At 67.1% G+C, this 22662-nt stretch carries 24 protein-coding genes and 1 riboswitch; of the genes, 18 read left to right on the top strand and 6 right to left on the bottom strand.

Translation table 11 applies throughout. The features are described from left to right. The 4 genes from GVL12_RS10185 (at position 1) to GVL12_RS10170 (ending at position 4957) form a co-directional block, all read left to right on the top strand. A complete protein-coding gene (locus tag GVL12_RS10185; RefSeq protein WP_159913479.1) occupies positions 1-471 on the top strand; it encodes a CopD family protein in 471 nt (156 codons plus the stop codon). Between the two features lie 11 nt (positions 472-482). Beyond that, a riboswitch (cobalamin riboswitch) is annotated at positions 483-719 on the top strand. A gap of 61 nt (positions 720-780) precedes the next feature. Beyond that, positions 781-2646 (top strand): TonB-dependent receptor, encoded by a 1866-nt coding sequence (locus GVL12_RS10180; protein WP_159913477.1) that lies wholly within the window; start codon positions 781-783, stop codon positions 2644-2646. After that, positions 2628-3509: an ABC transporter substrate-binding protein gene (locus tag GVL12_RS10175; protein WP_159913475.1), complete on the top strand. Its 882-nt coding sequence runs from the start codon at positions 2628-2630 to the stop codon at positions 3507-3509. Before GVL12_RS10180 ends, GVL12_RS10175 begins: the two co-directional genes overlap by 19 nt. Positions 3510-3613: 104 nt before the next feature. After that, entirely contained in the window at positions 3614-4957 is a 1344-nt protein-coding gene (locus GVL12_RS10170; RefSeq protein ID WP_159913473.1) for an aspartate aminotransferase family protein, read from the top strand. A gap of 47 nt (positions 4958-5004) precedes the next feature. Here the strand turns inward: GVL12_RS10170 and GVL12_RS10165 are convergent, their stop codons facing one another. The 3 genes from GVL12_RS10165 to GVL12_RS10155 all read right to left on the bottom strand — a co-directional run bounded on the left by GVL12_RS10165 (position 5005) and on the right by GVL12_RS10155 (position 6219). Beyond that, positions 5005-5253, bottom strand: coding sequence for a DUF3297 family protein (locus tag GVL12_RS10165; RefSeq protein WP_159913471.1), 249 nt, complete (start codon positions 5251-5253; stop codon positions 5005-5007). Positions 5254-5316: 63 nt separating this feature from the next. Beyond that, positions 5317-5655, bottom strand: coding sequence for a heavy metal-binding domain-containing protein (locus GVL12_RS10160; RefSeq protein ID WP_159913469.1), 339 nt, complete (start codon positions 5653-5655; stop codon positions 5317-5319). Between the two features lie 69 nt (positions 5656-5724). Further along, complete coding sequence (locus GVL12_RS10155) at positions 5725-6219, bottom strand: MarR family winged helix-turn-helix transcriptional regulator (protein ID WP_200843654.1); 495 nt, start codon at positions 6217-6219, stop codon at positions 5725-5727. Positions 6220-6421: 202 nt separating this feature from the next. Here GVL12_RS10155 and GVL12_RS10150 point away from each other — a divergent pair, with 202 nt between their 5' ends. From GVL12_RS10150 to GVL12_RS10130, 5 genes are read left to right on the top strand one after another with little or no spacing between them, the layout of a single operon-like run. Then, positions 6422-7624, top strand: coding sequence for a 3-hydroxybenzoate 6-monooxygenase (locus GVL12_RS10150; protein ID WP_159913465.1), 1203 nt, complete (start codon positions 6422-6424; stop codon positions 7622-7624). Between the two features lie 21 nt (positions 7625-7645). Continuing rightward, a complete protein-coding gene (locus GVL12_RS10145) occupies positions 7646-8683 on the top strand; it encodes a cupin domain-containing protein (RefSeq protein ID WP_159913463.1) in 1038 nt (345 codons plus the stop codon). A gap of 36 nt (positions 8684-8719) precedes the next feature. Continuing rightward, on the top strand, positions 8720-9424 hold the full coding sequence (locus tag GVL12_RS10140) for a fumarylacetoacetate hydrolase family protein (RefSeq protein ID WP_159913461.1): 705 nt from the start codon (positions 8720-8722) through the stop codon (positions 9422-9424). 10 nt (positions 9425-9434) lie between these two features. After that, positions 9435-10076 (top strand): maleylacetoacetate isomerase, encoded by a 642-nt coding sequence (gene maiA / locus GVL12_RS10135; protein ID WP_159913459.1) that lies wholly within the window; start codon positions 9435-9437, stop codon positions 10074-10076. Positions 10077-10136: 60 nt separating this feature from the next. Further along, on the top strand, positions 10137-11120 hold the full coding sequence (locus GVL12_RS10130; RefSeq protein WP_200843653.1) for a tripartite tricarboxylate transporter substrate binding protein: 984 nt from the start codon (positions 10137-10139) through the stop codon (positions 11118-11120). A 396-nt stretch (positions 11121-11516) separates the two neighbouring features. On the opposite strand, the gene GVL12_RS10125 is transcribed toward GVL12_RS10130, so the two are convergent. Further along, positions 11517-12419: a LysR family transcriptional regulator gene (locus GVL12_RS10125; RefSeq protein ID WP_159913457.1), complete on the bottom strand. Its 903-nt coding sequence runs from the start codon at positions 12417-12419 to the stop codon at positions 11517-11519. Positions 12420-12580: 161 nt separating this feature from the next. Here GVL12_RS10125 and GVL12_RS10120 point away from each other — a divergent pair, with 161 nt between their 5' ends. The 7 genes from GVL12_RS10120 (at position 12581) to GVL12_RS10090 (ending at position 18409) form a co-directional block, all read left to right on the top strand. After that, entirely contained in the window at positions 12581-14104 is a 1524-nt protein-coding gene (locus GVL12_RS10120; protein ID WP_159913455.1) for a CoA-acylating methylmalonate-semialdehyde dehydrogenase, read from the top strand. Between the two features lie 30 nt (positions 14105-14134). Then, positions 14135-14542 carry a lysozyme inhibitor LprI family protein gene (locus tag GVL12_RS10115; protein ID WP_159913453.1) on the top strand — a complete coding sequence of 136 codons (408 nt, stop codon included), beginning with the start codon at positions 14135-14137 and terminating at the stop codon, positions 14540-14542. A 197-nt stretch (positions 14543-14739) separates the two neighbouring features. After that, positions 14740-15906 (top strand): acyl-CoA dehydrogenase family protein, encoded by a 1167-nt coding sequence (locus GVL12_RS10110; protein ID WP_159913451.1) that lies wholly within the window; start codon positions 14740-14742, stop codon positions 15904-15906. Between the two features lie 10 nt (positions 15907-15916). Beyond that, positions 15917-16300 (top strand): TfoX/Sxy family protein, encoded by a 384-nt coding sequence (locus GVL12_RS10105; protein ID WP_159913449.1) that lies wholly within the window; start codon positions 15917-15919, stop codon positions 16298-16300. Between the two features lie 29 nt (positions 16301-16329). Further along, the gene (mmsB, locus tag GVL12_RS10100) at positions 16330-17244 is read left to right on the top strand and encodes a 3-hydroxyisobutyrate dehydrogenase (RefSeq protein ID WP_159913447.1); all 915 of its coding nucleotides are present in this window, start codon (positions 16330-16332) and stop codon (positions 17242-17244) included. Between the two features lie 188 nt (positions 17245-17432). Further along, positions 17433-17993, top strand: a complete 561-nt coding sequence (locus GVL12_RS10095; RefSeq protein WP_159913445.1) for a PepSY domain-containing protein — start codon at positions 17433-17435, stop codon at positions 17991-17993. A gap of 86 nt (positions 17994-18079) precedes the next feature. Beyond that, on the top strand, positions 18080-18409 hold the full coding sequence (locus GVL12_RS10090; RefSeq protein WP_159913443.1) for a cupin domain-containing protein: 330 nt from the start codon (positions 18080-18082) through the stop codon (positions 18407-18409). A gap of 34 nt (positions 18410-18443) precedes the next feature. On the opposite strand, the gene GVL12_RS10085 is transcribed toward GVL12_RS10090, so the two are convergent. Beyond that, the gene (locus GVL12_RS10085; protein WP_200843652.1) at positions 18444-19919 is read right to left on the bottom strand and encodes a PLP-dependent aminotransferase family protein; all 1476 of its coding nucleotides are present in this window, start codon (positions 19917-19919) and stop codon (positions 18444-18446) included. Between the two features lie 148 nt (positions 19920-20067). Between GVL12_RS10085 and GVL12_RS10080 the strand changes: the two genes are divergently transcribed. Then, complete coding sequence (locus GVL12_RS10080; RefSeq protein ID WP_159913439.1) at positions 20068-20685, top strand: LysE family translocator; 618 nt, start codon at positions 20068-20070, stop codon at positions 20683-20685. On the opposite strand, the gene mnmH is transcribed toward GVL12_RS10080, so the two are convergent. After that, positions 20682-21737, bottom strand: a complete 1056-nt coding sequence (gene mnmH / locus GVL12_RS10075; protein WP_159913437.1) for a tRNA 2-selenouridine(34) synthase MnmH — start codon at positions 21735-21737, stop codon at positions 20682-20684. The genes GVL12_RS10080 and mnmH overlap by 4 nt on opposite strands. A gap of 188 nt (positions 21738-21925) precedes the next feature. On the opposite strand from mnmH, the gene GVL12_RS10070 reads away from it, so the two are divergent. Next, a complete protein-coding gene (locus tag GVL12_RS10070; protein WP_159913435.1) occupies positions 21926-22609 on the top strand; it encodes a DsbA family protein in 684 nt (227 codons plus the stop codon). Positions 22610-22662 lie beyond the last annotated feature (53 nt).

Below are 22662 nucleotides of genomic sequence, written 5' to 3'. Positions count from 1 at the left end.
ATGCTGTTCGCTCCCCTGAAGTACATCCACCTGCTGGCCGTGATCCTCTGGCTGGGCGGCATGGCGTTCTCCCACTTCTTCCTGCGCCCCGCGGTGCAGGCGCTGGAACCCGCGGCGCGCGTGCAGCTGATGCACGGCGTGCTGCAGCGGTTTTTCGCGGCCATGCTGGTGACGGTGGCCGTGGTGCTGCTGTCGGGGCTGGGCATGGTCGCCTCGGTCTACCAGATGGCGGCGCAGTCGGGCCTGCAGTTCCAGATGCCGCTGTCGTGGAAAGTCATGACCGTGCTGGGTCTGGTGATGGCCGCCATCTTCGGCCATATCCGCTTTGCGCTGTTCAAGCGCCTGGACCGTGCGGTGCAGGCCGGCGACTGGCCCGCAGGCGGCAAGGCGCTGGCCGGCATCCGCGTCTGGGTCGCGGCCAATCTGGCGATAGGCGTGGCCATCGTCACCGCGCTGCGCCTCGCGGTCTAGAAACGCGCTGCCATTAGAATCACCGCGTTGGTGCAGGCCCTGCAGATCTTGCAGGGCCGTTAAACGGGAAACAGGGTGGCGATGCCTTATGCATCTGCCTAGCCTGTACTGCCCCCGCAACAGTGAGTGAACAGGCCTGTAGCCACAGGCCGGCGTACACACCCAAGCCACTGGCGCAGCCTTGCGCCGGGAAGGCATTGTGCGCAGGTTCACCAGTCTGGATACCGGCCAACGAGGCGGTTTTCGCGCCTGCGAGAACCTTGTGAGCGAAGTGCCGGCGGGGTCGCTGGCGCGAACTGGTAATCCTTCATGACTATTTCCCTGCGAATCCACACCGGCGTGCCGGTGCGACTGCACGCCTGCGCGCTCGCCGCCATGACCGCGACCGGCCTGTGCTCGCTGGCCGCGGCACAACCGGCACCCGCGCTCGACACCGTGGTGGTGACGGCCGCGCGCGAAGCCCAGCCGCTGCGCACCGTCACCGCCGACATGAGCGTGATCGACCGCGCGGCCATAGAGCGCAGCGGCGCCGTCGGCGTCGCCGACCTGCTGGCCCAGGTGCCCGGCGTGCAGATCACGCGCAACGGCGGCCCCGGACAGATCACCTCGGTATCGCTGCGCGGCACCGGCAACCAGCACACGGCCGTGCTCATTGACGGCGTACGCTACAGCAGCCAGGAAATGCAAGGCGGTGCGGCCTGGGCAGCACTGCCGCTCGCGCAGATCGAGCGCATCGAAGTGCTGCGCGGCCCGGCAGCCGCCATTTACGGATCGGATGCCATGGGCGGTGTGGTGCAGATCTTCACCCGCCAGGCGGACTCGAAGCAGGGTCCGCTGCGCGCCCACGCCGAGGCCGGCCTGGGCAACCAGGGCACCTCCAAGGTTGCGACCGGCCTGCAAGGCGGTGCCAACGGCTGGAGCTATGGCCTGCATCTGGCCGACGAGCGCAGTGACGGTTTCGACGCCGGCAGCCCCTGGGCTCCCAACCCCGACCGTGACGGCTATAGCAACACGTCGCTGGGCCTGAACGCCGGCTTCAAGCATGGCATGCACCAGATCGACACGCGCCTGCAGCACAACCGCCTCAAGGCCCAGTACGACCAGAGCACCGCACCGTTCGACGATTACGACAGCGTGAAGAACACCACGGGCACGCTGCGCTGGCAGGCCGCCTGGAGCGATACCTACCAGAGCGTGGTGCAGCTGGGCCATGCGCGCAGCGACATCCAGCGCTTCACGGATTCTCCCGAGGGCACCGACGGCACCAGCACCAACTATCTGCTGCAAAACCAGTGGAAACTCGGCGCGCACCGGCTGAACCTCGATCTCGAGCGGCGCGAAGACCGGCTGACCACCGACTACGCCTGGACGCAGAACACCGACAGCCGCCGCGTGCAGGACTCGCTGGCGGCCGGCTGGCGCTATGCCAGCGGTGCACACCAGTTCGACGCCAATGCACGCCACGACCGCGTGCGCGACCAGCAAAACAAGAACACGGGCGGCCTGGGCTACGGCCTGCAGCTCCATGACAGCCTGCGCTGGGTGGTTTCGGCGGGCACGGCGTTTCGCACGCCCACGCTGTACGAGCGCTTCACGGGCCAGGCCGCGGCCGACCTCAAGCCCGAGAGCAGCACCAATGTCGAGACCGGCCTGCACTACAGCGCCGGCGGCCAGCAGCTGTCGGCCGTGGCCTATCGCAACAGGATCAAGAACCAGATCACCTACGACTGGACCAGTTCGCCGGCCTGCAATTGCTACCGCAACTGGGAAAGCGTGGAGCTCAAGGGCCTGACCTTGACCGGCGCTACGCGCATGGACCGCATGAACCTGGGCCTGTCGCTGGACTTCCTCCATCCTAAGAACCTGGAAAACGGCAAGCTCGTGCCCTATCGCTCCAAGCGCATGCTCAAGCTCTCGGCCGACACCCAGGTCGCGGGCTGGACGCTGGGCACCGAAGCCCAGCTCTACAGCGCGCGCTTCACCGATGCAGACAACACCGACAGCCTGGGTGGCTATGGCGTGGTCAACCTCTATGCCCAGCACAAGCTGGCCAGGGACTGGTCGCTGCTGGCGCGCGTCAACAACCTCGCCGACCGCGACTATGCGCCGACCAAGGGCTATGCCAACGCCGGCCGCACCTTGTTTGTCAGTGTGAAATGGGCACCCTCCAACTGACCGCCCGCCTGGCACCATGGCTGCTCGCGGCATGCGCGCTGCTGGGCGCGCTCTCGCCAGCGCTCGCCTATGGCGTGCGCGACAGCCAGGGCCGCACGGTCGAAATCGCCCGCGTGCCGCAGCGCATCGTTTCGCTGCTGCCTTCGGTCACGGAGTCGCTGTGCGCACTCGGCGCCTGCGAGCGGCTGGTCGGGGTCGATGCACTCTCCAACCACCCGCCCGAAATCGCGGCCCTGCCGCGCCTGGGCAAGGCTTCCGCGCCGTCGGTCGAGGCCATCGTGCGCCTGCGCCCCGATGTCGTGCTCCTGCCCTATTCACCGCCGCTGATGGCCCAGCTCGCGCAGTTCGGCATTCCGGCGCTCGCGCTAGACGCCCATGATTTCGCGGGCATACGCGCACAATGGCATGCGCTCGATGCCTTGCTGCAGCAACAGCGCGCCGACGCGCTGATCGCGCGCCTGCAGGCCGGCGTCGACCGCGTCGCGCGCCCGGCCCGGGCGGGGCCCAGCGTGTACTTCGAGGTCGACGCCACGCCGTATGCGGCCGGAGCAAACTCCTTCATCGGCGAGCTGCTGACGACGCTGGGCGCGCGCAATATCGTCGCGCCCGCGTTCGGGCCCTTCCCGCGCCTGTCGCCCGAATACATCGTGCGCCAGAACCCGCAGCTCATCATCCATACGCCCGAAACACCCGCGGCCGCGTTCGCGCAGCGCCCGGGCTGGGGCGCGATGGACGCGGTGCGCAGCGGCCGCATCTGCACGCTGAACGCGGCCGAAGTCGATCTGGTCTCGCGCCCCGGCCCGCGCCTGGACCAGGCAGCGGCGGTGCTCGCGCGCTGCCTGGCTCTTGCGGCCGGACCATAAACCGGCTGGACAGTGCGTGCAACTGCTGGCACGCTACACGAAACTTTTGCCGCTGACGCCGCCGGGCGTCGGCGCGCCCCTGTCTTTCGTAAAGGGATGCGCGCATGAACTTCGCCGATATCACCGCCCCCCGCATGGACGCCGCCTGGCTCGATGCCCACTGGATGCCGTTCACCGGCAACCGCAACTTCAAGGCCAATCCGCGCATGGTGGTCGGCGCGCAGGGCGCCTACCTGCGCGACGCGCAGGGCCGCGAGATCTTTGACGGGCTCTCGGGCCTGTGGTGCTCGGGCCTGGGCCATGGATGCAGGGAAATCGCCGAGGCCGTGGGCCAGGCCGCGCTGCAGCTCGACTACGCGCCGGCCTTCCAGTTCGGCCACCCCGCAGCCTTCGCGCTGGCCAACCGCATCAAGGAGTTGATGCCGCAAGGCCTGGACCATGTGTTCTTCACCGGCTCGGGCTCCGAAGCCGCCGACACTTCGCTCAAGATGGCGCGCGCCTACTGGCGCGCCAAGGGCCAGGCCGGCAAGACGCGGCTGATAGGCCGCGAAAAGGGCTACCATGGCGTGAACTACGGCGGCATTTCGGTCGGCGGCATCGCGGGCAACCGCAAGCTGTTCGGCCAGGGCATCGAGGCCGACCACCTGCCCCACACGCAGCCGCCACTGGGCGGCTTCCACAAGGGCATGCCCGCGATCGACGGCCGCGCGCTCGCCGACCGCCTGCTCGACATCATCGCGCTGCACGATGCAAGCACCATCGCGGCCGTGATCGTCGAGCCGTTCTCGGGCTCGGCGGGCGTGGTGATTCCGCCCGCAGGCTACCTGCAGCGCCTGCGCGAAATCTGCACGCAGCACGGCATCCTGCTGATCTTCGATGAAGTCATCACCGGCTTTGGCCGCTGCGGCGGCTGGACGGGCGCCGAGGTGTTCGGCGTCACGCCCGACATCCTGAACTTCGCCAAGCAGGTGACCAATGGCGTGCAGCCCCTGGGCGGCTGCGTCGCGAGCCGGGAAATCTACGACACCTTCATGGCCGCGGGCGGCCCCGAATACCTGGTCGAATTCGCCCACGGCTACACCTATTCTGCCCATCCCGTGGCCTGTGCGGCCGCGCTCGCCGCGCTCGACCTGCTGCAGCGCGAAGACCTGCCCGCGCGCGTCAAGGCGCTCGCGCCCTACTTCGAGAATGCGGTCCACGGCCTGCGCGGCGCCAGGCATGTGCTCGACATCCGCAACTTCGGCCTGGCCGCGGGCTTTTCCATAGCCCCTCTGCCCGGCGAGCCGGCACGGCGCCCCTACGAAATCGCGATGAAGTGCTGGGAAATGGGTTTTTACGTGCGCTACGGCGCAGACACCATTCAGCTCGCACCGCCCTTCATCAGCAGCGAAGCCGAAATCGATCGCCTGGTCGGCGCGCTCGGTGACGCGCTCCAGGCCTGCGACTGAAAAAAAGCGCCCGAAGGCGCTTTTGCGTAAGCTCGGTGCAGTAGCGCTTACTTGTAGAAGGCTTCGACCTTGCCCTTGATCTTGATCAGCAGCGGGCGGCCCTTGCGGTCCAGCGTCTTGCCTGCGGGCACGCGGACCCAGCCTTCGCTGATGCAGTATTCCTCGACGTCAAAGCGCTCCTTGTCATTGAAGCGGATGCCTATGTCGTGCTCGAACACGGCCGCGACATGGTGCGGGCTGCTGGGATCGATGGACAGGTGGTCGGGCAGCGCGGGGGCTTGGGCTTTGTCGTTCATGAAAACCTTTCTGGTGCATTGAAGAATGCGTTCAACCCGCGATTTTCGCGGATTTTCGCGCGCTCAGTGCCCACGGGCGTCATTCTCCAGTACCACGGCCGTGCCGCTGGCCGAGACCATCAGCATGCCATTGCCCTGGCCCAGCACCTCGAAGTCCAGATCGACGCCGACCACGGCGTTCGCTCCCAGCTTTTGCGCCTGGTCCTGCATCTCCTGCAGCGCCATTGCACGCGCCTTTTGCAGCTCCTTTTCGTAGGTGGCCGAACGGCCGCCTACGATGTCGCGGATGCCTGCAAGCAAGTCCTTGAACACGTTGGCGCCCAGGATGGCTTCGCCTGCGACGATGCCCAGATAGCGGGTGATGCGCTGGCCTTCAACGTTGGGAGTGGTGGTCACAAGCATGCGGGCACCTTGGTAGACATGAACAGGGCCTGATTGTGCCTGCGCGCCACGGCCGCGCCAAGGCGCGGCTCAGTCCATGGGCTTTGGCAGCGCACTGCCCGCCGCGAGGCTGGGCGCGCGGTTGCGGCCCTCGTTCTCGTGGTTGATCTGCGCGACCATCTGCATGAACAGCGCGCGCTGCTCGGCGGGCAAGGGGTCAAGCATGCGCTGCTGGGCGCGCATGACCGCGGGCTGGGCTTGCCTGAGCAGGTCGACGCCGGCCGCGGTCACGGTGAGCAGGCGCACGCGCTTGTCGGTCTTGCTCGCGTTGCGCACCATGAAGCCGCGCGCTTCGAGCCGGTCGATCACGCTGCCTATGGTCGAGGTATCGAAGCCGATGAAGCGCGCCAGCGAGCGCTGGTCCATCTCGGGCTGGCGCAGCACCGCCGACAGCGCCGCGAACTGCACGGGCGTGACCGCGAAGTCCTGGGTTTCCTCCATGAAGACCGCCACGGCAATCTGCTGCAGACGGCGGATATGGAAACCAGGCAGCAATTCAAGTTCTTCAGGGCTGAAAGTTGTCATAGCGGCAAGTTTAGGGGAGCCGCACCGCATTGCCGCATGCCAGCGTCGGATTAGACACACCAGGGTTTTCCCGAATTTCTTCAAAACAAACATCAACATTACACTGATTATCAGCATACTGTTGATTAACTGCAGCACTCCCGCCCCACAAAAGCATTCACGCCCGGCGGGAGCCATGCAAGCTTCGTAGAAAGAGTGGCCCATGACGACAAAATCATCCCCCGCCCTGCCCGTCCTGGTGGTCGGCGGCGGCATCGGCGGCGTTGCGGCGGCGCTGGCCCTCGCCCGCCAGGGCTATACCGTCCAGGTGCTTGAGCAGGCACCACAGCTCGGTGAAATCGGCGCCGGCATCCAGCTCGGGCCGAACGCGTTTGCGGCCTTCGACGCACTGGGCATTGGCGAGCGCGCGCGCAGCCGGGCCGTATACACCGACGAAATGGTGATGCATGACGCGCTCGACGAAACCCTGGTCGGACGCATTCCCACCGGTGAAGCGTTTCGCGCGCGCTTCGGCAACCCCTACGCGGTGATCCACCGCGCCGACATCCACACTTCGCTGCTCGAAGGCGCGCGCGAGCAGTCGGCGATCGAGACGTTCACCGGCACGCATATCACGCGCGTCGAGCAAAACGAGGGCAGCGTCACCGTCCACGACCAGAACGGCCGCAGCTTCACGGGCCAGGCGCTGATAGCCGCCGATGGCGTCAAGTCGGTGGTGCGCCAGCAGTACGTGGGCGACAACGCGCGCGTCTCGGGCCATGTGGTCTACCGCGCCGTGGTCGAGAAGGAAGATTTTCCCGAAGACCTGCGCTGGAACGCGGCCAGCATCTGGGTCGGCCCCAACTACCACCTGGTGCACTACCCGCTGCGCGGCGGCGAGCAATACAACGTGGTCGTGACTTTCCACAGCCGCGAGAACGAGGAATGGGGGGTGCGCGACGGCAGCCGCGACGAAGTGCAGAGCTATTACGCCAGTTGCTGCCCGCGCGCCCACCAGCTCATCGACCTGCCCAAGAGCTGGAAACGCTGGGCCACGGCCGATCGCGACCCTATAGCCCAATGGAGCTTCGGCCGCGCGACGCTGCTCGGTGATGCGGCCCATCCCACGCTGCAGTACATCGCCCAGGGCGCATGCATGGCGCTCGAAGACGCGGTCACGCTGGGCGAAGCGCTCAAGGCCTGCGACCAGGACTTCGTCAAGGCGTTCGCGCTCTACGAGCGCTCGCGCATTGCACGCACCGCGCGCGTCGTGCTGTCGGCGCGCGAGATGGGCCGCATCTTCCACGCCCGGGGCGTCGAGCGCCTGGTGCGCAACGACCTGTGGAAAGGCCGCACGCCCGAACGCTTCTACGACGCGATGGAGTGGCTCTACGGCTGGAAAGTCGACCACTGCCTCGCCGACTGAACCTATTCAAGGAAAAAAAGAATGGAAGAACTTGGCCGCCTCGAAGACCTGCCCCAGGATTACCGTGACGAACTGGTGCGCAACAACCTCGTGCCGCTGTGGCCCAGCCTGCGCAGCGTCATGCCGCCAAAGACCCCCAAGCCGCGCACCCAGCCCATACTCTGGACCTATGACAGCATCCGCCCGCTGCTGATGCAGGCCGGCGAACTCACGCCTATCGAGAAGGCCGAACGCCGCGTGCTGGTGCTCGCCAACCCGGGCCACACGCTGGAAAAAATGCAGGCCAGCGCGGCCATCTACCTGGGCATGCAGTTGCTGCTGCCCGGCGAATGGGCGCCTTCGCACCGCCACACGCCCAACGCCGTGCGCATGGTGGTCGAAGGCGAAGGCGCGTGGAGCACCGTGGACGGCGAGAAATGCCCCATGCTGCGCGGCGACCTGATCCTGACGCCGACCGGCCTGTGGCACGAACACGGCCACGACGGCGACCAGCCCGTGGTCTGGCTCGATGTGCTCGACCTGCCGCTGGTCTATTACATGGAATCCACCTACCACGTCGACGGCCCGCGCCAGCAGACCCTGCCCGGGCGCGGCGACCGCGCCTACGCGCGCGGCGGCGTCGCGCCGACCCGGGTCTTCAAGCGCAGCGGCAAGCAGTACCCGATGCTGCGCTACCCCTGGGCCGACGCGCGCGCGGCGCTGGTGTCGCTGGCCGAAGACCAGCCTGATCTCGACTGCGTGCAGGTCACCTATGTGAACCCCGAGACCGGCGCCGACTGTGAAAACATCCTGGGCTTCTACGCGCTGATGCTGCGCCCCGGCCAGACCCTGCAGCTGCCCGCGCGCTCGCCGGCCACGGTCTTCCATGTGATCGAAGGCGGCGCGCTGGTGGCGGTGATGGACCAGGACTGGCGCCTGAGCGAATCCGACACCTGCTGCGTACCGGGCTGGGCGGCTATCACGCTGCGCAATGCCTCGACCACCCAGACCGCCTTCCTGTTCATTGCCGATGAAGCGCCGCTGCACCGCAAGCTGGGCATCTACGAAGTGCGCGACTGAACGCCATCCAACCCTGTTTTCCGAAGGATTCTTCTCATGACCACCAACTATCTCTGGACTCCGCCCGCCGTCCAATCCCTGCCCGTGCGCGGCAGCGACCAGCGCCTGCCTATCCACCGCCTGTTCTTCGTCGGCCGCAACTACCACGCCCATGCGGTCGAGATGGGCCGCCCGGTCGACAAGAGCGTGGAGCGCCCGTTCTACTTCACCAAGGCGCCTTCGACGCTGGTCGAATCCGGCGCCACGGTAGCCTACCCGCCCGAAACCCAGAACTACCATTTCGAAATGGAACTGGTCGTGGCGATCGGCAAGGCGGGCTTTCGCATCGCCGCCGAGCATGCGCATGAATACATCTACGGCTATGCCTGCGGCCTGGACATGACGCGCCGCGACCTGCAGCTCGTGGCGCGCGACAAGGGCCGCCCCTGGGACCTGGGCAAGGACGTCGAGCAGTCGTCGGTGGCCAGCGAAATCGTGCCCATGGCCGGCACGGTGATAGACAGCGGCGCGATCGAGCTGTCGGTCAACGGCGCGGTCAAGCAGCGGTCCGACGTCGACAAGCTGATCTGGAACATCCGCGAAATCATCGCCGACCTGTCGCTGTTCTACCACCTGCAGCCCGGCGACCTGATCTATACCGGCACCCCCGAAGGCGTGGGCGCCGTCGTTCCCGGCGACAAGATCACGGGCAGCGTCGCCGGCGTGGGCAGCGTGGCGCTGACCGTGGGCGCGGCCGAGTAGGCAGTCCGACATGAAGCTCTACAGTTTCTTTCGCAGCGGCACCTCGCACCGGCTGCGCATCGCGCTCAACCTCAAGGGCCTGAGCGCCGACTACATTCCCGTCGACCTGCGCGTGGACGAGAACAGCGGCGCGGCCTTCAAGGCCCTCAATCCCCAGGGGCTGGTGCCGGCGCTGGACGTCGACGGCCAGGTGCTGATCCAGTCCCCGGCCATCATCGAGTGGCTGGAGGAAACGCACCCCACGCCGCCACTGCTGCCCCCAGGCGCCGCGGCCCGCGCCCGGGTGCGTGCGCTCGCGGCCATCATCGGCTGCGACGTGCACCCCATCAACAACCGCCGCATTCTCATCTACCTGCGCCAGCAGTTCGGCGCCGACGAAGCCGCAGTGAACGCCTGGTGCGCAACCTGGATCAGCGCCGGCTTCGATGCGTTCGAAGCCCTGCTGGCCCAGGACCCGCAACGCGGCGACTTCTGCTTTGGCGGCGTGCCCACGCTGGCCGACGCCTATCTCGTGCCCCAGGTCGAAAGCGCGCGCCGCTTTGGCGTGGACATGGGCGCCTGGCCGCTGATCAGCGCCGTCGACGCGGCCTGCGCGCAACTGCCGGCCTTTGCCAGGGCCGCCCCGCTGGCCCAGCCGGACGCACCCCACTGAAGTCACCGCGCCCCCAAAGCCCTGGAAACACAGGGCCTTCCTTTTCTCCTGGAGACAAACTTGAACCCTTTTTCCTCTACCCCGGTGCTGGTCGCCGCCGCCTTGCTGACCACGGGCGCCAGCGCCTTCGCCCAGAACGCCCCCTACCCCAGCAAGCAGGTCAATGTGGTCACGGCCTTTGCCGTGGGCAGCGGCCCCGACGCCGTGTTGCGCCTCGTGGGCCAGAAGCTGGGCCAGCGCTGGAAGCAGCCTGTGACCGTCGAGAACCGCCCCGGCGGCGGCGGTTTCGTGGCCATCGAGGCCGTGCGCCGCGCCCAGCCCGACGGCTATACGCTGCTGCAGCTCGACAGCGAGCATGTCTCGGCCCTGCCCTACCTCTACGCCAAGCGCAATTTCGACACGCTCAAGCATTTCGACGCGGTCGCGCCGCTGTTTCTCACGCCGTTCTTCATCGCCGTGCCCACGCAGTCGCCGTGGAAGAACATGGCCGACCTGATCAAGGCCGCCCAGACCGAACCCGGCAGTCTCAGCTACGGCTCCTGGGGCGTGGGCAGCCCCGGCCATCTGGGCGGTGAATGGCTGGACTACCTCACGGGCAGCAAGATGACCCATGTGCCCTACCGCGAAGTCAGCCAGCTGTTCACTTCGGTCGCCAATGGCGACCCGGCCTGGAGCTTTGCGAGCATTCCGTCGAGCCAGGGCATCTACCGCGCGGGCAAGCTGCGCTACCTGGCCGTGGCCAGCCCCAAACGCAACCCGCAGATGCCCGACGTGCCCACGGTCGCCGAATCGGGCGGCCCGGCCGAACTCGACGTGAACTCCTTTGTGTCCCTGCTCGCGCCCAAAGGCATAGCGCCGGCAGTGCGCGACAAGATCCACGCCGATGTCACGGCCGTATTGCAGGACCCCGAAGTCAAGGAGAAGTTCGCGACCTTCGCCTTCCAGCCCATCACCTGGCCGCTGGCCCAGATGGACCAGTTCGCCAAGGGCAAGGCCGAGCAGTACAGGCTGTTGATCCAGAAGGCGAATATCAGTCTGGATTGACAAGGGACTTGCGCTGCTGGAGCGCAGTCCGTTCATGGTGCGGCGGGCCGCCGAGCGGGGCTCACCACGAACGGGAGGCCCGTTTACCCTGAGAGCGGTGGTTTGGCTCGCAGTGGAAAAATCCGTTCGGGCTGAGCGAGGTAAGCGAGACGAGTCTCGCCAGGCGTTATCAAGAAACAGCGTGGCATGAGGACAGGCCGTTCATGGTGCGACGGGCGCGCCGAGCGAGGCTCACCACGAACGGGTTTCCCCTGTTCGCCCTGAGCTTGTCGAAGGGTCGGTCTTTTGAGCGTAAGCCACTCATCGCCGCTGTTTGCCCAAATTGGAGACTTTCTAAGTCATTGATTTAGTTGACGAAAAAAGCCGTTTCTTGAGAGCCTGTCGGAGCCCCCGTATTCAGTGCGGCGGCTGCAGCCGCTGCGCCTCCTCCTTCAACGTCTCCTTGAGCCAGCGCCACACCGCCTGAATCCGCGGCACCGACTGGCCCTCCTGCGGCATGGACATCCAGAAAGTGCGCGTGAAACGCGCCTGCGGCTGGTGCACGCGCGCCAGCCGCGGGTCGCGGTCGGCAAGAAACGCCGGCAGCACGCCCAAGCCTGCGCCCGCGCGCACGGCCTCGTACTGGGCAGTGATGCTGGTGCTGCGAAACGCATAGCGCTGCGGCTGGTAGAGGCTGTCGATGAGCTGCAGCTCCTTGGTAAACAGCAGGTCATCGACATAGTGGACGAACGCATGGTGGCGCAGGTCCGCGGTCTCGCGCACCAGCGGGCGGCGCGCGAGGTATTCGCGCTCGCCGTAGAGATAGAGGTCGTAGTCGGCCAGCCGGGTCACGACCACCGCGCCGCGCTTGGGGCGCTCCAGCGAAATGACGATGTCGGCTTCGCGCCGCGACAGGTGCAGCAGGCGCGGCAGCGCCAGCAGATCGACCGACAGCTGCGCGTGCCTGCAAGTCAATGCCGCGAGCTTGCCGGCCAGCAGCGTCGTTCCCAGCCCTTCGGTCGTGCCCACGCGCACCAGCCCGCTCGGGCCTTCGGCCGATGTGGCGGCCTGGTCGACGCTGCGCTCTATGCCGCGCGCGGCCTGGGCCATGGCTTCGACGGCGGGCAGCAGCGCGCGCCCGGCCTCGCTGGGCCTGAGCCCGCCGGGCTCGCGCGTGAACAGCGCCTGGCCCAGGCTTTTTTCCAGCGCCTGGATGCGGCGCGCGACCGTGCTGTGCTCGACCTGCAGCACGCGCGCGGCGGCCGACAGGCTGCCGTGCTGGCCCACGGCGGCGAAATAACGCAGATGTTCCCAGTCCATGAAAACCCTTAAGAAATACGCACGATCCAACGCTGGCGCGGCTTGCGCGGCCTGTGCATTTTTGCAAAGCGAAAATGCACAAACTGCTGTTGCCCCGCGAAATTCGCACAGCTAGCATAGTGCATCGCTGCAGGATTTCTAATTACATCGGAGACCATGTCATGAACGCCCCTACCGCTGCTTCCGTTCTCGCCCCCTCGGTCAAATTGCTGATCGACGGCCAACTGGTCGAATCGCGCACCACCCAGTGGCGCAACGTGGTCAACCCCGCGACCCAGCAAGTGCTGGCGCGCGTGCCGTTCGCCACGCCCGAGGAAATCAACCTCGCCGTGAGCAGCGCCAAGAAGGCCTTCACGACCTGGAAGAAGACGCCCATAGGCACGCGCGCGCGCATCTTTCTCAAGCTGCAGCAACTGATACGCGAAAACATGGGCGAACTCGCCGCGCTGCTCACGGCCGAACAAGGCAAGACGCTGGCCGACGCCGAAGGCGATGTGTTCCGCGGCCTCGAAGTCGTAGAGCACGCGGCCGGCATAGGCAACCTGCAGTTGGGCGAGCTCGCCAACAACGTCGCCAACGGCGTGGACACCTATTCCATACTGCAGCCGCTGGGCGTGTGCGCAGGCATCACGCCGTTCAACTTTCCGGCGATGATTCCGCTGTGGATGTTCCCCATGGCCATCGCCACCGGCAACACCTTCGTGCTCAAGCCTTCGGAGCAGGATCCCATGGTCACCATGCGCCTGTGCGAGCTGGCCGTCGAAGCCGGCCTGCCGCCGGGCGTGCTCAATGTCATCCATGGCGGCGAAGACGCCGTGAACGCGATCTGCGACCACCCCGACATCAAGGCCATCAGCTTTGTCGGCTCTACCCAGGTCGGCACCCATGTCTACAACCGCGCAAGCCTGGCCGGCAAGCGCGTGCAATGCATGATGGGCGCGAAGAACCACGCCATCGTGCTGGCCGACGCGAACAAGGAGCAGACGCTCAACGCGCTTGCCGGCGCGTCCTTTGGCGCGGCCGGTCAGCGCTGCATGGCGGTCTCGACCGCGGTGCTCGTGGGTGAAGCCCAAAGCTGGATTCCCGAGCTGGTGGCCAAGGCGCGCACGCTGAAAGTCAGCGCCGGTGTCGAGTCCGGCACCGACGTCGGCCCGGTCGTGTCCTGCGCGGCGCTGGCGCGTGTCGAAGGGCTGATCGCGCGCGGCGAAGCCGAAGGCGCCAAGCTCGAACTCGACGGCCGCAAGCCCGCCGTGGAAGGCTATGCCAGCGGCAATTTCGTCGGCCCGACCATCTTCAGCGGCGTGCAGCCCGGCATGGCGATCTACGACCAGGAAATCTTCGGCCCCGTGCTGTGCCTGATGGCCGCCGACACGCTCGACGACGCGATCGCGCTGATCAACGCCAACCCCAACGGCAACGGCACGGCGATCTTCACGCAGTCGGGCGCCGCGGCGCGCAAGTTCCAGGAAGAGATCGACGTAGGCCAGGTCGGCATCAACGTGCCGATTCCCGTGCCCGTGCCCATGTTCTCGTTCACCGGCAGCCGCGCCTCCAAGCTCGGCGACCTGGGCCCCTACGGCAAGCAGGTCGTGCTGTTCTATACGCAGACCAAGACCGTGACCGCGCGCTGGTTCGACGACAGCACGACAGCAGCACGCGTCAACACGACGATCAACTTGCATTGAAGGCAGCGCCAAGGCTGGGATGATGGCGGCATGAACGCTTTGCCTTCCCCCTCCCTTCTCGGCGCCGCAGCGCTGGCGCTGCTCGCCGGCCTGGTACCGGCCATCAGCCAGGCCCAGGCCGGCGCGGCCTGCGAGCGCGCGGCCGTTGACGCCGGCGCGCGCAATGCCTGCGCCGTGCTCGACTTCCAGGCCGCGGACACCGCCAACACCATTCTGTATGGCGACGTGATGCGCGCGCTGTCGGCGCACGAGCGCCCGGCATTGCGCAAGGACCAGACCGCCTGGGCGCGCCAGCGCATCACGGCCTGCAAGACCGCCCATGCCAGCGAAGAAGCCCTGGCCGACTGGCCCGCGCGCTATCACCAATGCCTGCGCCTGACCACCGAGGCGCGCCGCGCCGCACTGATGCACTGGCTGCAACATGGCGAGGGAAAGTGAAGCACCCCCTGAGCCACTTCATGGCTTCCCCCTCTCATCCTTCGGTGGAGGGGGGCGCCCGGCCAGGGGCGCCCGGCGAGGGACGGCACCCTCGCTGCGGGGCGGCCCTTGCTCGGTGCCCCTCGCCTGGGCAACGCCAGTTTCGGGCGATGTAAACGATACAAGCGCGATTAATAAAATGAAAAGAGGAGCATCCCATGGACTTTGAACTCAGCGACGAACAGCAGGCCTTTGCCGACACCGCACGCCAGTTTGCCCAGGCCGAGTTCGCGCCCCATGCTGCGCGCTGGGACGCCGACGGCCACTTTCCGCGCGAAGCCATCGCCAAGGCCGGCGAACTGGGTTTTTGCGGCCTGTACGCGCCCGAAAACGCCGGCGGCCTGGCCTTGCCCCGGCTGGACGCGACGCTCGTATTCGAGGAAATGGCGGCCGTAGACCCGTCGACCACGGCCTTCATCACCATACACAACATGGCGACCTGGATGCTGGGCACCTGGGCCCGGCCCGCGGTGCGCGACGAATGGGGGCCGCAGCTCGCCAGCGGCGCCAAGCTCGCCTCGTACTGCCTGACCGAACCGGGCGCGGGCTCGGACGCAGCCGCGCTGGTCACGCGCGCCGAACGCGACGGCGACAGCTACCTGATCAGCGGCAGCAAGGCCTTCATTTCGGGCGCGGGCAGCACCGACATGCTGGTGCTGATGGCGCGCACCGGCGCGGCCGGCTCGGGCGCGGCCGGCATCAGCGCGTTTGCCGTGCCCGCCGACCTGGACGGCATCACCTATGGCAAGAAGGAAGAAAAAATGGGCTGGAACAGCCAGCCCACGCGCGTGATCCATTTCGACAATGTGCGCGTGCCCGCGCAGAATCTGCTGGGCAGCGAAGGCGAAGGCTTCAAGATCGCAATGAAGGGGCTGGACGGCGGCCGCATCAACATCGCCTGCTGCTCGGTGGGCGCGGCCCAGGGCGCGCTGACCCAGGCCCAGGCCCATCTGCACGCGCGCCGCCAGTTCGGCAAAAGCCTGGCCAGCTTCCAGGCGCTGCAGTTCAAGCTCGCCGACATGGCGACCGAGCTTGTGGCCGCGCGCCAGATGGTGCGCCTGGCCGCGAGCCGGCTCGACGCCGGCGCGCGCGATGCCTCGACCTATTGCGCCATGGCCAAGCGCTTCGCGACCGACGCGGGCTTCATGGTCTGCAACGAGGCGCTGCAGCTGCATGGCGGCTATGGCTATATCCGCGAGTACCCGCTCGAGCGGCTGATGCGCGATGCGCGCGTGCACCAGATTCTCGAAGGCACGAACGAAATCATGCGCGTGATCATCGCGCGGCGCATGCTCGAGGCCGACGCGCCCGACGTGATCCGCTGAAAGCCCTGCCATGCCGCGCGATCCCGACGCCTTTTCCCCCGGCCTGGTGGCCGCGCTGCGCCATGCGCTCGACAGCCGCAGCGACGTCGAAGAGCGCCAGATGTTCGGCTGCCTGTGCTTCATGGTCGACGCCAAGATCTGCCTGGGCGTCAAGCGCGAGGAACTGCTGGTGCGCCTGCCGCCCGCGCGCCATGACGAATTCGCCGAGCAGCCCGGCGTGCGCGAGCTGTCGCCCCAGGGCGGCATGCAAGGCTATTTCTTCATCGAACCCGATGGCTATGCGCGCCGCGAGCAATGGGAGTTCTGGCTCGGCGAAGCGCTGGCCTACAACCCCCAGGCGCGCGCCAGTCCCAAGCGCAAGCCGCGCGCCGTGCGCATAGACAGCGAAGACTGAATTTCCAATAACCACACCAGGAGACAAGCATGCACATCGCATTCATCGGCCTCGGCCACATGGGCGGCCCCATGGCCGTCAACTTGCAAAAAGCCGGCCACAGCGTCGCGGCCTTCGACCTGTCGCCGCTTGCCTGCGACAAGTTCGCGGCCGCCGGTCTCACGATTGCATCGAGCGCCGCCGCCGCCGTGCAAGGCGCGCAAGTCGTCATCAGCATGCTGCCCGCGAGCCGGCATGTGCAGGCGCTGTACCTGGGCGCACCGGGTGACAGCGGCGGACTGCTCACGCAGATCGCCCCGGGCACGCTGGTGATCGACTCGTCGACCATCGCCGCCGCGACCAGCCAGCAGGTCGCGCATGCGGCCGACGCCGCGGGCATAGACTTCATCGACGCGCCGGTTTCCGGCGGCACGGGCGGCGCGATCGCCGGCACATTGACGTTCATGGTGGGCGCCAGCCATGCGCAGCTCGAGCGCGCGCGGCCGGTGCTCGAGAAAATGGGCAGCAACATCTTCCACGCGGGCCACGTGGGCGCGGGCCAGACCGCCAAGATCTGCAACAACATGCTGCTGGGCATTCTGATGATAGGCACCAGCGAAGCGATTGCGCTGGGCGTGGCCAATGGCCTGGACCCGCAGGTGCTGTCCGAAATCATGCGCCGCAGCTCGGGCGGCAACTGGGCGCTGGAAAAGTACAACCCCTGGCCCGGCGTGCAGGAGAGCGCGCCCAGCAGCAAGGCCTATGCGGGGGGCTTTGGCACCGACCTGATGCTCAAGGACCTGGGCCTGGCGCAGGAGAACGCCGGCGCCGTGCAGGCCTGCACGCCGCTGGGCGGCCTGGCGCGCTCGCTGTATGCCATGCACTCCATGGCCGGCCATGGCGGGCTGGACTTCTCGAGCATCGTCCAGAGCCTGCAAAAGCGCGCCGACGCATCGGCGAGTTGACGCGCGGGCGGGTCTTCGCCTGCCAGGTGCGCAGAAAGGTCGGCGCGATTGGGCAACAATGCAGGCTGCGTTCCGGCACGGCGCGCCGCCGCTGCACCGACATCCGGCCGGTCGCGGCGCCCTTGAAAATCTAGGCGCCGCCACTTCTGCGCGCGTCGCGCGCAACTCTTGCCCGAAAGGAAATCTGGATGAAATACCTACAACCTTCCGCCATTGCCTCGGCCCTGCGCGCAGGCGGCCTGAGCCTGATCAGCATGGTCGTCATGGGAGCCGCCAGCGCGCCCCTGTATGCCGAGACGCCGGCCCAGTGGCAGGCCGCGCTGCAGCAGACCCGGCTGTCGCTGGCGCAGGCGATCGACGCGGCCGAAAAGGCCGTGGCGGGACGCGCCTTCGATGCCCAGCTCGACATCGACGACGGCTCGCCCCACTTCGAGATCGACATCATCACGACCCAGGGAGACCATGTCGAAGTGCATGTCAACGCCGGCACCGGCGCTGCGCTGCAGCACAAGAACAAGGGCTCCGCGTCCTCCAAGGACAGGAAGCGGCTGGACGCCAGCAAGATCACGCTCAAGCAAGCGCTGGACGCCGCGCTGCGCCACACGCCCGGAACGGCCGTCGATGTGGAACTGGGCAATGACTGGGGCCGCGCCGTGATCGCCGTCGATGTGCTGACCGCGGCCGGACAGCGCATGGAAATCAAGGTCAACCCCGCGGACGGCAGCGTCATCAGCGCCAAAGCCGACTGAGGGCTCGAAGGGGGCGGACAGGCGCAGCTTGCCCATTGGCGCAAGAACCGCCAGAATTTCCCCATTCCCCTTCCGGAGCACATGCCATGGCCATTCCCCACGCCTTGCCCGCACAGGCCATCGACGTCCACCCGTTCGGGCCGCGCCTGGCAGACGAAAAGTCCGTGGCGCTGTTCAAGTCGGATGACCTCGAAGTGATACGCATGGTGCTGCCCGCGGGCAAGCGCCTGCCTTCCCACAAGGTCGCGGGCGGCCTGGTGCTGCACTGCCTCGAAGGCCGGCTGCAGGTGGATGTCGACAGCCAGCAGCATGCGCTGCGGGCGGGCCAGTTGCTGCACCTGCCAGGCAATGTCGCGCATGCGGTCAGCGCGCTCGAAGACTCGTCGGCGCTGCTGACGCTGGTGGTGCGCAAATAAGTCGCGTAAGTCAGTAAGTCGCGCGCGAGCGTCTTCAGCCCGCGGCGCTGCCCAGCGCCTGCGCGAAAAGGCCCCAGGCATGCGGGTCGTCCACCATAGGCACCGGCACGCGCAGCATGCGGCTGGGTGCGGACTGCGGCGAAAACAGCACGCCCGGCGCGAGCAGCAGACCCAGTGCAACCGCCTTGCGCGCCAGCTGTTCGGAATCCCGGCCGCAATCGGCCCAGACGAACATGCCCGCCTGGGGCCGGTGCGCCACATGACAGCCCAGTTCCTCCAGCCTGGACAGGCAATGGCCCCGTGCCTGGTTCAGGCGCTCGCGCAGCCGGTCCACATGGCGGCGGTACTGGCCATCGGCCAGGATGCGGTGCACCACCTGCTCACCGAGCTCGGGCGAGGTCGGACTGCCGAGCAGCTTGCCATCGACCAGCCGGCGTATCAAGGCCTCGCCGCCCGCGATATAGCCCACGCGCAGACCGCCGCCTAACGTCTTGGCGTAGCCACCGATCAGCAGCACGCGCTGCAGCCGGTCGAGCGCGGCCAGCCGCACCGGTGTGCCGGGATGGAAGTCGGCGAAGGTATCGTCCTCGGCGAGCAGAAAGTCGAAGCGCTCGGCAATCCGCAGCACTTCATGGGCCACGCCCACGGACAAGGTCGAGCCCGTGGGGTTGTGCACCGCGGTGTTGACGATGAACATCCGCGGCCGGTGGCGCTCGGCGATCTGGGCCAGCGCTTCGAGATCGGGGCCGTCCTGGCGGCGCGGCACGCCGACCACCTGCAAGCCCTGGGCCTGCAGCAGGCCACAGACCAGAAACCAGCCCGGGTCCTCGACCAGTACCGTGTCGCCTGGCCGCAGCAGGCTGCGCACCAGCAGATTCAGCCCCTGGGTCACGCCCGCCACCGTCATCAAATGCAGATCGGGATGGGCCGGCACGCCCTGCGACTGCAGCACGGTGGCGATCTGCTGGCGCAGCGGGCGATAGCCATGCGGCGTGCCATAGCCGAGCAGGCTGGTGCCGGCCGTGCGGCCCACGCTGCGGATGGCGCCGCCAAGCATGTCGCCATCCAGCCAGTGGGGCGGCAGCAGTCCCGCGCCGGCCGCATGCCCGCCGCCCCCCGGGTCGCTGAACATGCTGCGCAGCAGGAACGCCGTGTCGAACGCCACGGGCGGCACATGGGCGCACGGCACAGCCGAAAGGCAGGCTGCCTCCTGGGGCTGCGCACAGACAAAAAACCCCGCACTGCGGCGCGAACAGACCAGCCCCTGGGCCTCGAGCCGGCCATAGGCCTGCACCACCGTGCAACGGCTCAGGCCCGTGGCATTGGCCATCGCGCGCACCGAAGGCAGACGCATGCCCGGGCGCAGCCCCTGGTTGGCTATCAGCCCGCAGACATGCGCAACCAACTGCTCCACCAGCGACAGCGGCGAGCCGCGCAGCGGTTGCCAGCCATGCCCAAGAGGGCTGCGCGTGCGGTCAGGCGCCATCGCCTTGCTGTCGTCAGGTGTCATGGTGTTCCGGTCAGGCCAGTCAGACCACATTATTAATTAACTGTATCGATATTAATTTACCAATAGTCAATAGCATGACATGGTTCCGCCGGTTTTCCTAGCCCACGCGCCAGGACACCACTCCGATTCACCTTGATTGGATTCAGCCATGAACGCTTCCGCCTTTTATCCGCTGCTCATGTTCACTTTTGTGTACTCGATCACGCCTGGCCCGAACAACATGCTGCTGGCCGCCTCCGGCGCGGCATTCGGCTATCGCCGCAGCCTGCCGCATATGCTGGGAGTGAGCCTGGGGGCGGCGCTGATGCTGCTGGTGGTGGGCTGCGGGCTGTGCACGGTGTTCGAGCGCGTGCCGCATCTGCACACCGCGCTCAAGTACTTTGGCGCGGCCTACCTGGTCTGGCTCGCCTGGTGCATCGCGCGTTCTGGCAACGCGGGCAACCACCGGCCCGCGCCGAAACCGCTGTGCTTCTGGCAGGGCATGGCCTTGCAGTGGATCAATCCCAAGACCTGGGTGATGGCCGTGGGCATCGCCGCCACCTATACGCCACGCGATGGCTATTTTCTCCACCTGCTGCTCGCCGGCGTGCTGCTGATACTGGTGAGCTTTCCCAGCATCAGCGTCTGGACCCTGTTTGGCCAGTGCGTGGCCTGCACGCTGCGTTCACCTGCGGCCATTCACCGCTTCAACCGCACCATGGCCGCCCTGCTGCTGGTGTCGCTGTATCCCTTTGTCGTTGAAATCTGGGATTGCCTCTGCGGCTAGCTCCCCGCCACGTCGCGGACCTGCTGCGCGAGCCGCGCAATGCCGGCATCGCTCAGATCCGCGCAGGCGATGCGCGCGCGCGCCGCCCAGCCGCGAAAGTGGCGTGCCTGCGAGCGCTCGTACTGCGGGTCGTAATGCAGCGCCATGAGTTCGCCGAACAGCGGCGCCAGCGCCTTTTCCTCGGCCCAGCCCTGCCAGCGCGCGACGCAGGCATTGCCCTGCAGTTCCTTGAGCCGGCCCAGTTGCTGCGACAGTGCGGGCGCGTCGTCACCCAGATACGCATAGTCGCGCAGCAGGTAGTCGAGCCGGGCGTCCACCGTGGCGTCGATTTCAATACAGGGCGCGTCGCGCATGCGCTCGACCAGGCCCAGCGGCAGCGCGATCCGGCCTATGCGCATGCTTTCGCCTTCGATATAGACGGGGCGTGCGAGATCCAGCGTTTCCATGCGCTCGACCAGTTGGGTTTCAAAGGCTTTTTGCGACGGCTGGGCGATTCCCGGCAGTTGCCCCAGCAGCGAGCCCTTGTGGCGCGCACAGCCTTCGAGATCGATCACTTGCTCGCCTTGCCCGGCCAGCGCATGCAGCACGCGCGTCTTGGCGCTGCCGGTCGCGCCGCACAGCACGCGCAACTGCAGTTGCGGCACCAACTGCTCGAGCTGGGCCATCACATGGTGGCGAAAGTACTTGTAGCCGCCCGCGAGCTGCTGCGCATCCCAGCCCACCAGCCGCAGCCAGGTGACCATCGAGCCGCTGCGCAGGCCGCCGCGCCAGCAGTAGATCAGCGGCTTCCAATCGGCGGGCTTGTCGGCGAAGGTCTCGCGCAGATGGCGCGCGAGGTTGGCCGAGACCATGGCCGCGCCCAGGCGCTTGGCTTCGAACGGGCTGACCTGCTTGTAGATCGTGCCAATCATCGCGCGCTCGTCGTTGTCGAGCACCGGGCAGTTGATCGCGCCGGGAATGTGGTCGAGCGCGAACTCGGCGGGCGAGCGCGCGTCGATCAGCGCATGGAACTGGTGCTTGTCGGTGATGCGTACGGGAGAGCGATGGGACACGGAAGAGGCTTTCTGAAGACGGCATGGGCTTCCAGTGATCGAGCCTCGATACGAGCTGGACGCCGCGACGGCGCTTGCCGCGGGCGCGGGCAAGGGGCGGCCATTGTCGCATTGCATGCCCGGCAATGCACGAAGGCCTAGCATGGGCGTACATTCAGATTTCCGCCCCTTCACCTCCCTGCGCTGCCATGTCTTCTTCCCCCGCTCCCGTTTTGCACTACATCTTTGATCCGCTGTGCGGCTGGTGCTATGCCGCCGCGCCGCTGCTTGCCGCGAGCCATCTGCCCGGGCTGGAACTGCAGTGGCATGCGGGCGGCATGCTCAGCGGCGCGTCGCGGCGCACCATCACGCCCGACTGGCGCGCCCATGTGATGCCGCACGACGAGCGCATCGCCGCGCTCACGGGCCAGCCGTTTGGCGACGCCTACTTCAACGGGCTGCTCAACCAGATCGGCGCGACGCTTGACTCCAGCCCGCCGATCGCCGCCATGCTGGCGGCCGAAACCATGGCCGGCCGGGGGCTGGAAATGCTCGCACGCGCGCAGACGGCCCACTACGTCGAAGGCCGGCAGATCGCGACGCTGGGCGTGCTGCAGTCGCTGGCCAGCGACCTGGGGCTCGATGCCCAGGCATTCGTTGCGGAGTACCAGGGCGCGCTCGCGAACGCCGTGGTGCCCCACATCCAGGAAAGCCGCGAATGGCTGCAGGCTTCGGGCGGCCAGGGCTTTCCGACTTTCCTGCTCGAGTACACCGAGCCCGCAAGCGGCGCGCGCGTGGGCCAGCGCCTGGACATCTCGCCCTGGCTGGGCAATCCCGCAGGCTGGCAGGCGCATCTGCAGCATTTGCTGGCCGCCGCGCCCGCCCGGGCCTGAGCGGACCCGCGTTGCAAAGGCGGTCATCTCGATAACAATGAGAAAAATTCTCA

The sequence above is a fragment of the Pantoea sp. 18069 genome, from assembly GCF_902706035.1.
Lineage (GTDB): Bacteria > Pseudomonadota > Gammaproteobacteria > Burkholderiales > Burkholderiaceae_C > Comamonas.
This window is presented reverse-complemented; position numbering and strand designations above follow the sequence as displayed.

Excerpts from the sequence above, each read along its gene's own strand:
- GVL12_RS10185 (WP_159913479.1), top strand. The coding sequence starts at position 1 with ATGCTGTTCGCTCCCCTGAAGTACATCCACCTGCTGGCCGTGATCCTC.
- GVL12_RS10180 (WP_159913477.1), top strand. The coding sequence starts at position 781 with ATGACTATTTCCCTGCGAATCCACACCGGCGTGCCGGTGCGACTGCAC.
- GVL12_RS10175 (WP_159913475.1), top strand. The coding sequence starts at position 2,628 with ATGGGCACCCTCCAACTGACCGCCCGCCTGGCACCATGGCTGCTCGCG.
- GVL12_RS10170 (WP_159913473.1), top strand. The coding sequence starts at position 3,614 with ATGAACTTCGCCGATATCACCGCCCCCCGCATGGACGCCGCCTGGCTC.
- GVL12_RS10165 (WP_159913471.1), bottom strand. The coding sequence starts at position 5,253 with ATGAACGACAAAGCCCAAGCCCCCGCGCTGCCCGACCACCTGTCCATC.
- GVL12_RS10160 (WP_159913469.1), bottom strand. The coding sequence starts at position 5,655 with ATGCTTGTGACCACCACTCCCAACGTTGAAGGCCAGCGCATCACCCGC.
- GVL12_RS10155 (WP_200843654.1), bottom strand. The coding sequence starts at position 6,219 with ATGACAACTTTCAGCCCTGAAGAACTTGAATTGCTGCCTGGTTTCCAT.
- GVL12_RS10150 (WP_159913465.1), top strand. The coding sequence starts at position 6,422 with ATGACGACAAAATCATCCCCCGCCCTGCCCGTCCTGGTGGTCGGCGGC.
- GVL12_RS10145 (WP_159913463.1), top strand. The coding sequence starts at position 7,646 with ATGGAAGAACTTGGCCGCCTCGAAGACCTGCCCCAGGATTACCGTGAC.
- GVL12_RS10140 (WP_159913461.1), top strand. The coding sequence starts at position 8,720 with ATGACCACCAACTATCTCTGGACTCCGCCCGCCGTCCAATCCCTGCCC.
- maiA (WP_159913459.1), top strand. The coding sequence starts at position 9,435 with ATGAAGCTCTACAGTTTCTTTCGCAGCGGCACCTCGCACCGGCTGCGC.
- GVL12_RS10125 (WP_159913457.1), bottom strand. The coding sequence starts at position 12,419 with ATGGACTGGGAACATCTGCGTTATTTCGCCGCCGTGGGCCAGCACGGC.
- GVL12_RS10120 (WP_159913455.1), top strand. The coding sequence starts at position 12,581 with ATGAACGCCCCTACCGCTGCTTCCGTTCTCGCCCCCTCGGTCAAATTG.
- GVL12_RS10115 (WP_159913453.1), top strand. The coding sequence starts at position 14,135 with ATGAACGCTTTGCCTTCCCCCTCCCTTCTCGGCGCCGCAGCGCTGGCG.
- GVL12_RS10110 (WP_159913451.1), top strand. The coding sequence starts at position 14,740 with ATGGACTTTGAACTCAGCGACGAACAGCAGGCCTTTGCCGACACCGCA.
- GVL12_RS10105 (WP_159913449.1), top strand. The coding sequence starts at position 15,917 with ATGCCGCGCGATCCCGACGCCTTTTCCCCCGGCCTGGTGGCCGCGCTG.
- mmsB (WP_159913447.1), top strand. The coding sequence starts at position 16,330 with ATGCACATCGCATTCATCGGCCTCGGCCACATGGGCGGCCCCATGGCC.
- GVL12_RS10095 (WP_159913445.1), top strand. The coding sequence starts at position 17,433 with ATGAAATACCTACAACCTTCCGCCATTGCCTCGGCCCTGCGCGCAGGC.
- GVL12_RS10090 (WP_159913443.1), top strand. The coding sequence starts at position 18,080 with ATGGCCATTCCCCACGCCTTGCCCGCACAGGCCATCGACGTCCACCCG.
- GVL12_RS10085 (WP_200843652.1), bottom strand. The coding sequence starts at position 19,919 with ATGACACCTGACGACAGCAAGGCGATGGCGCCTGACCGCACGCGCAGC.
- GVL12_RS10080 (WP_159913439.1), top strand. The coding sequence starts at position 20,068 with ATGAACGCTTCCGCCTTTTATCCGCTGCTCATGTTCACTTTTGTGTAC.
- GVL12_RS10070 (WP_159913435.1), top strand. The coding sequence starts at position 21,926 with ATGTCTTCTTCCCCCGCTCCCGTTTTGCACTACATCTTTGATCCGCTG.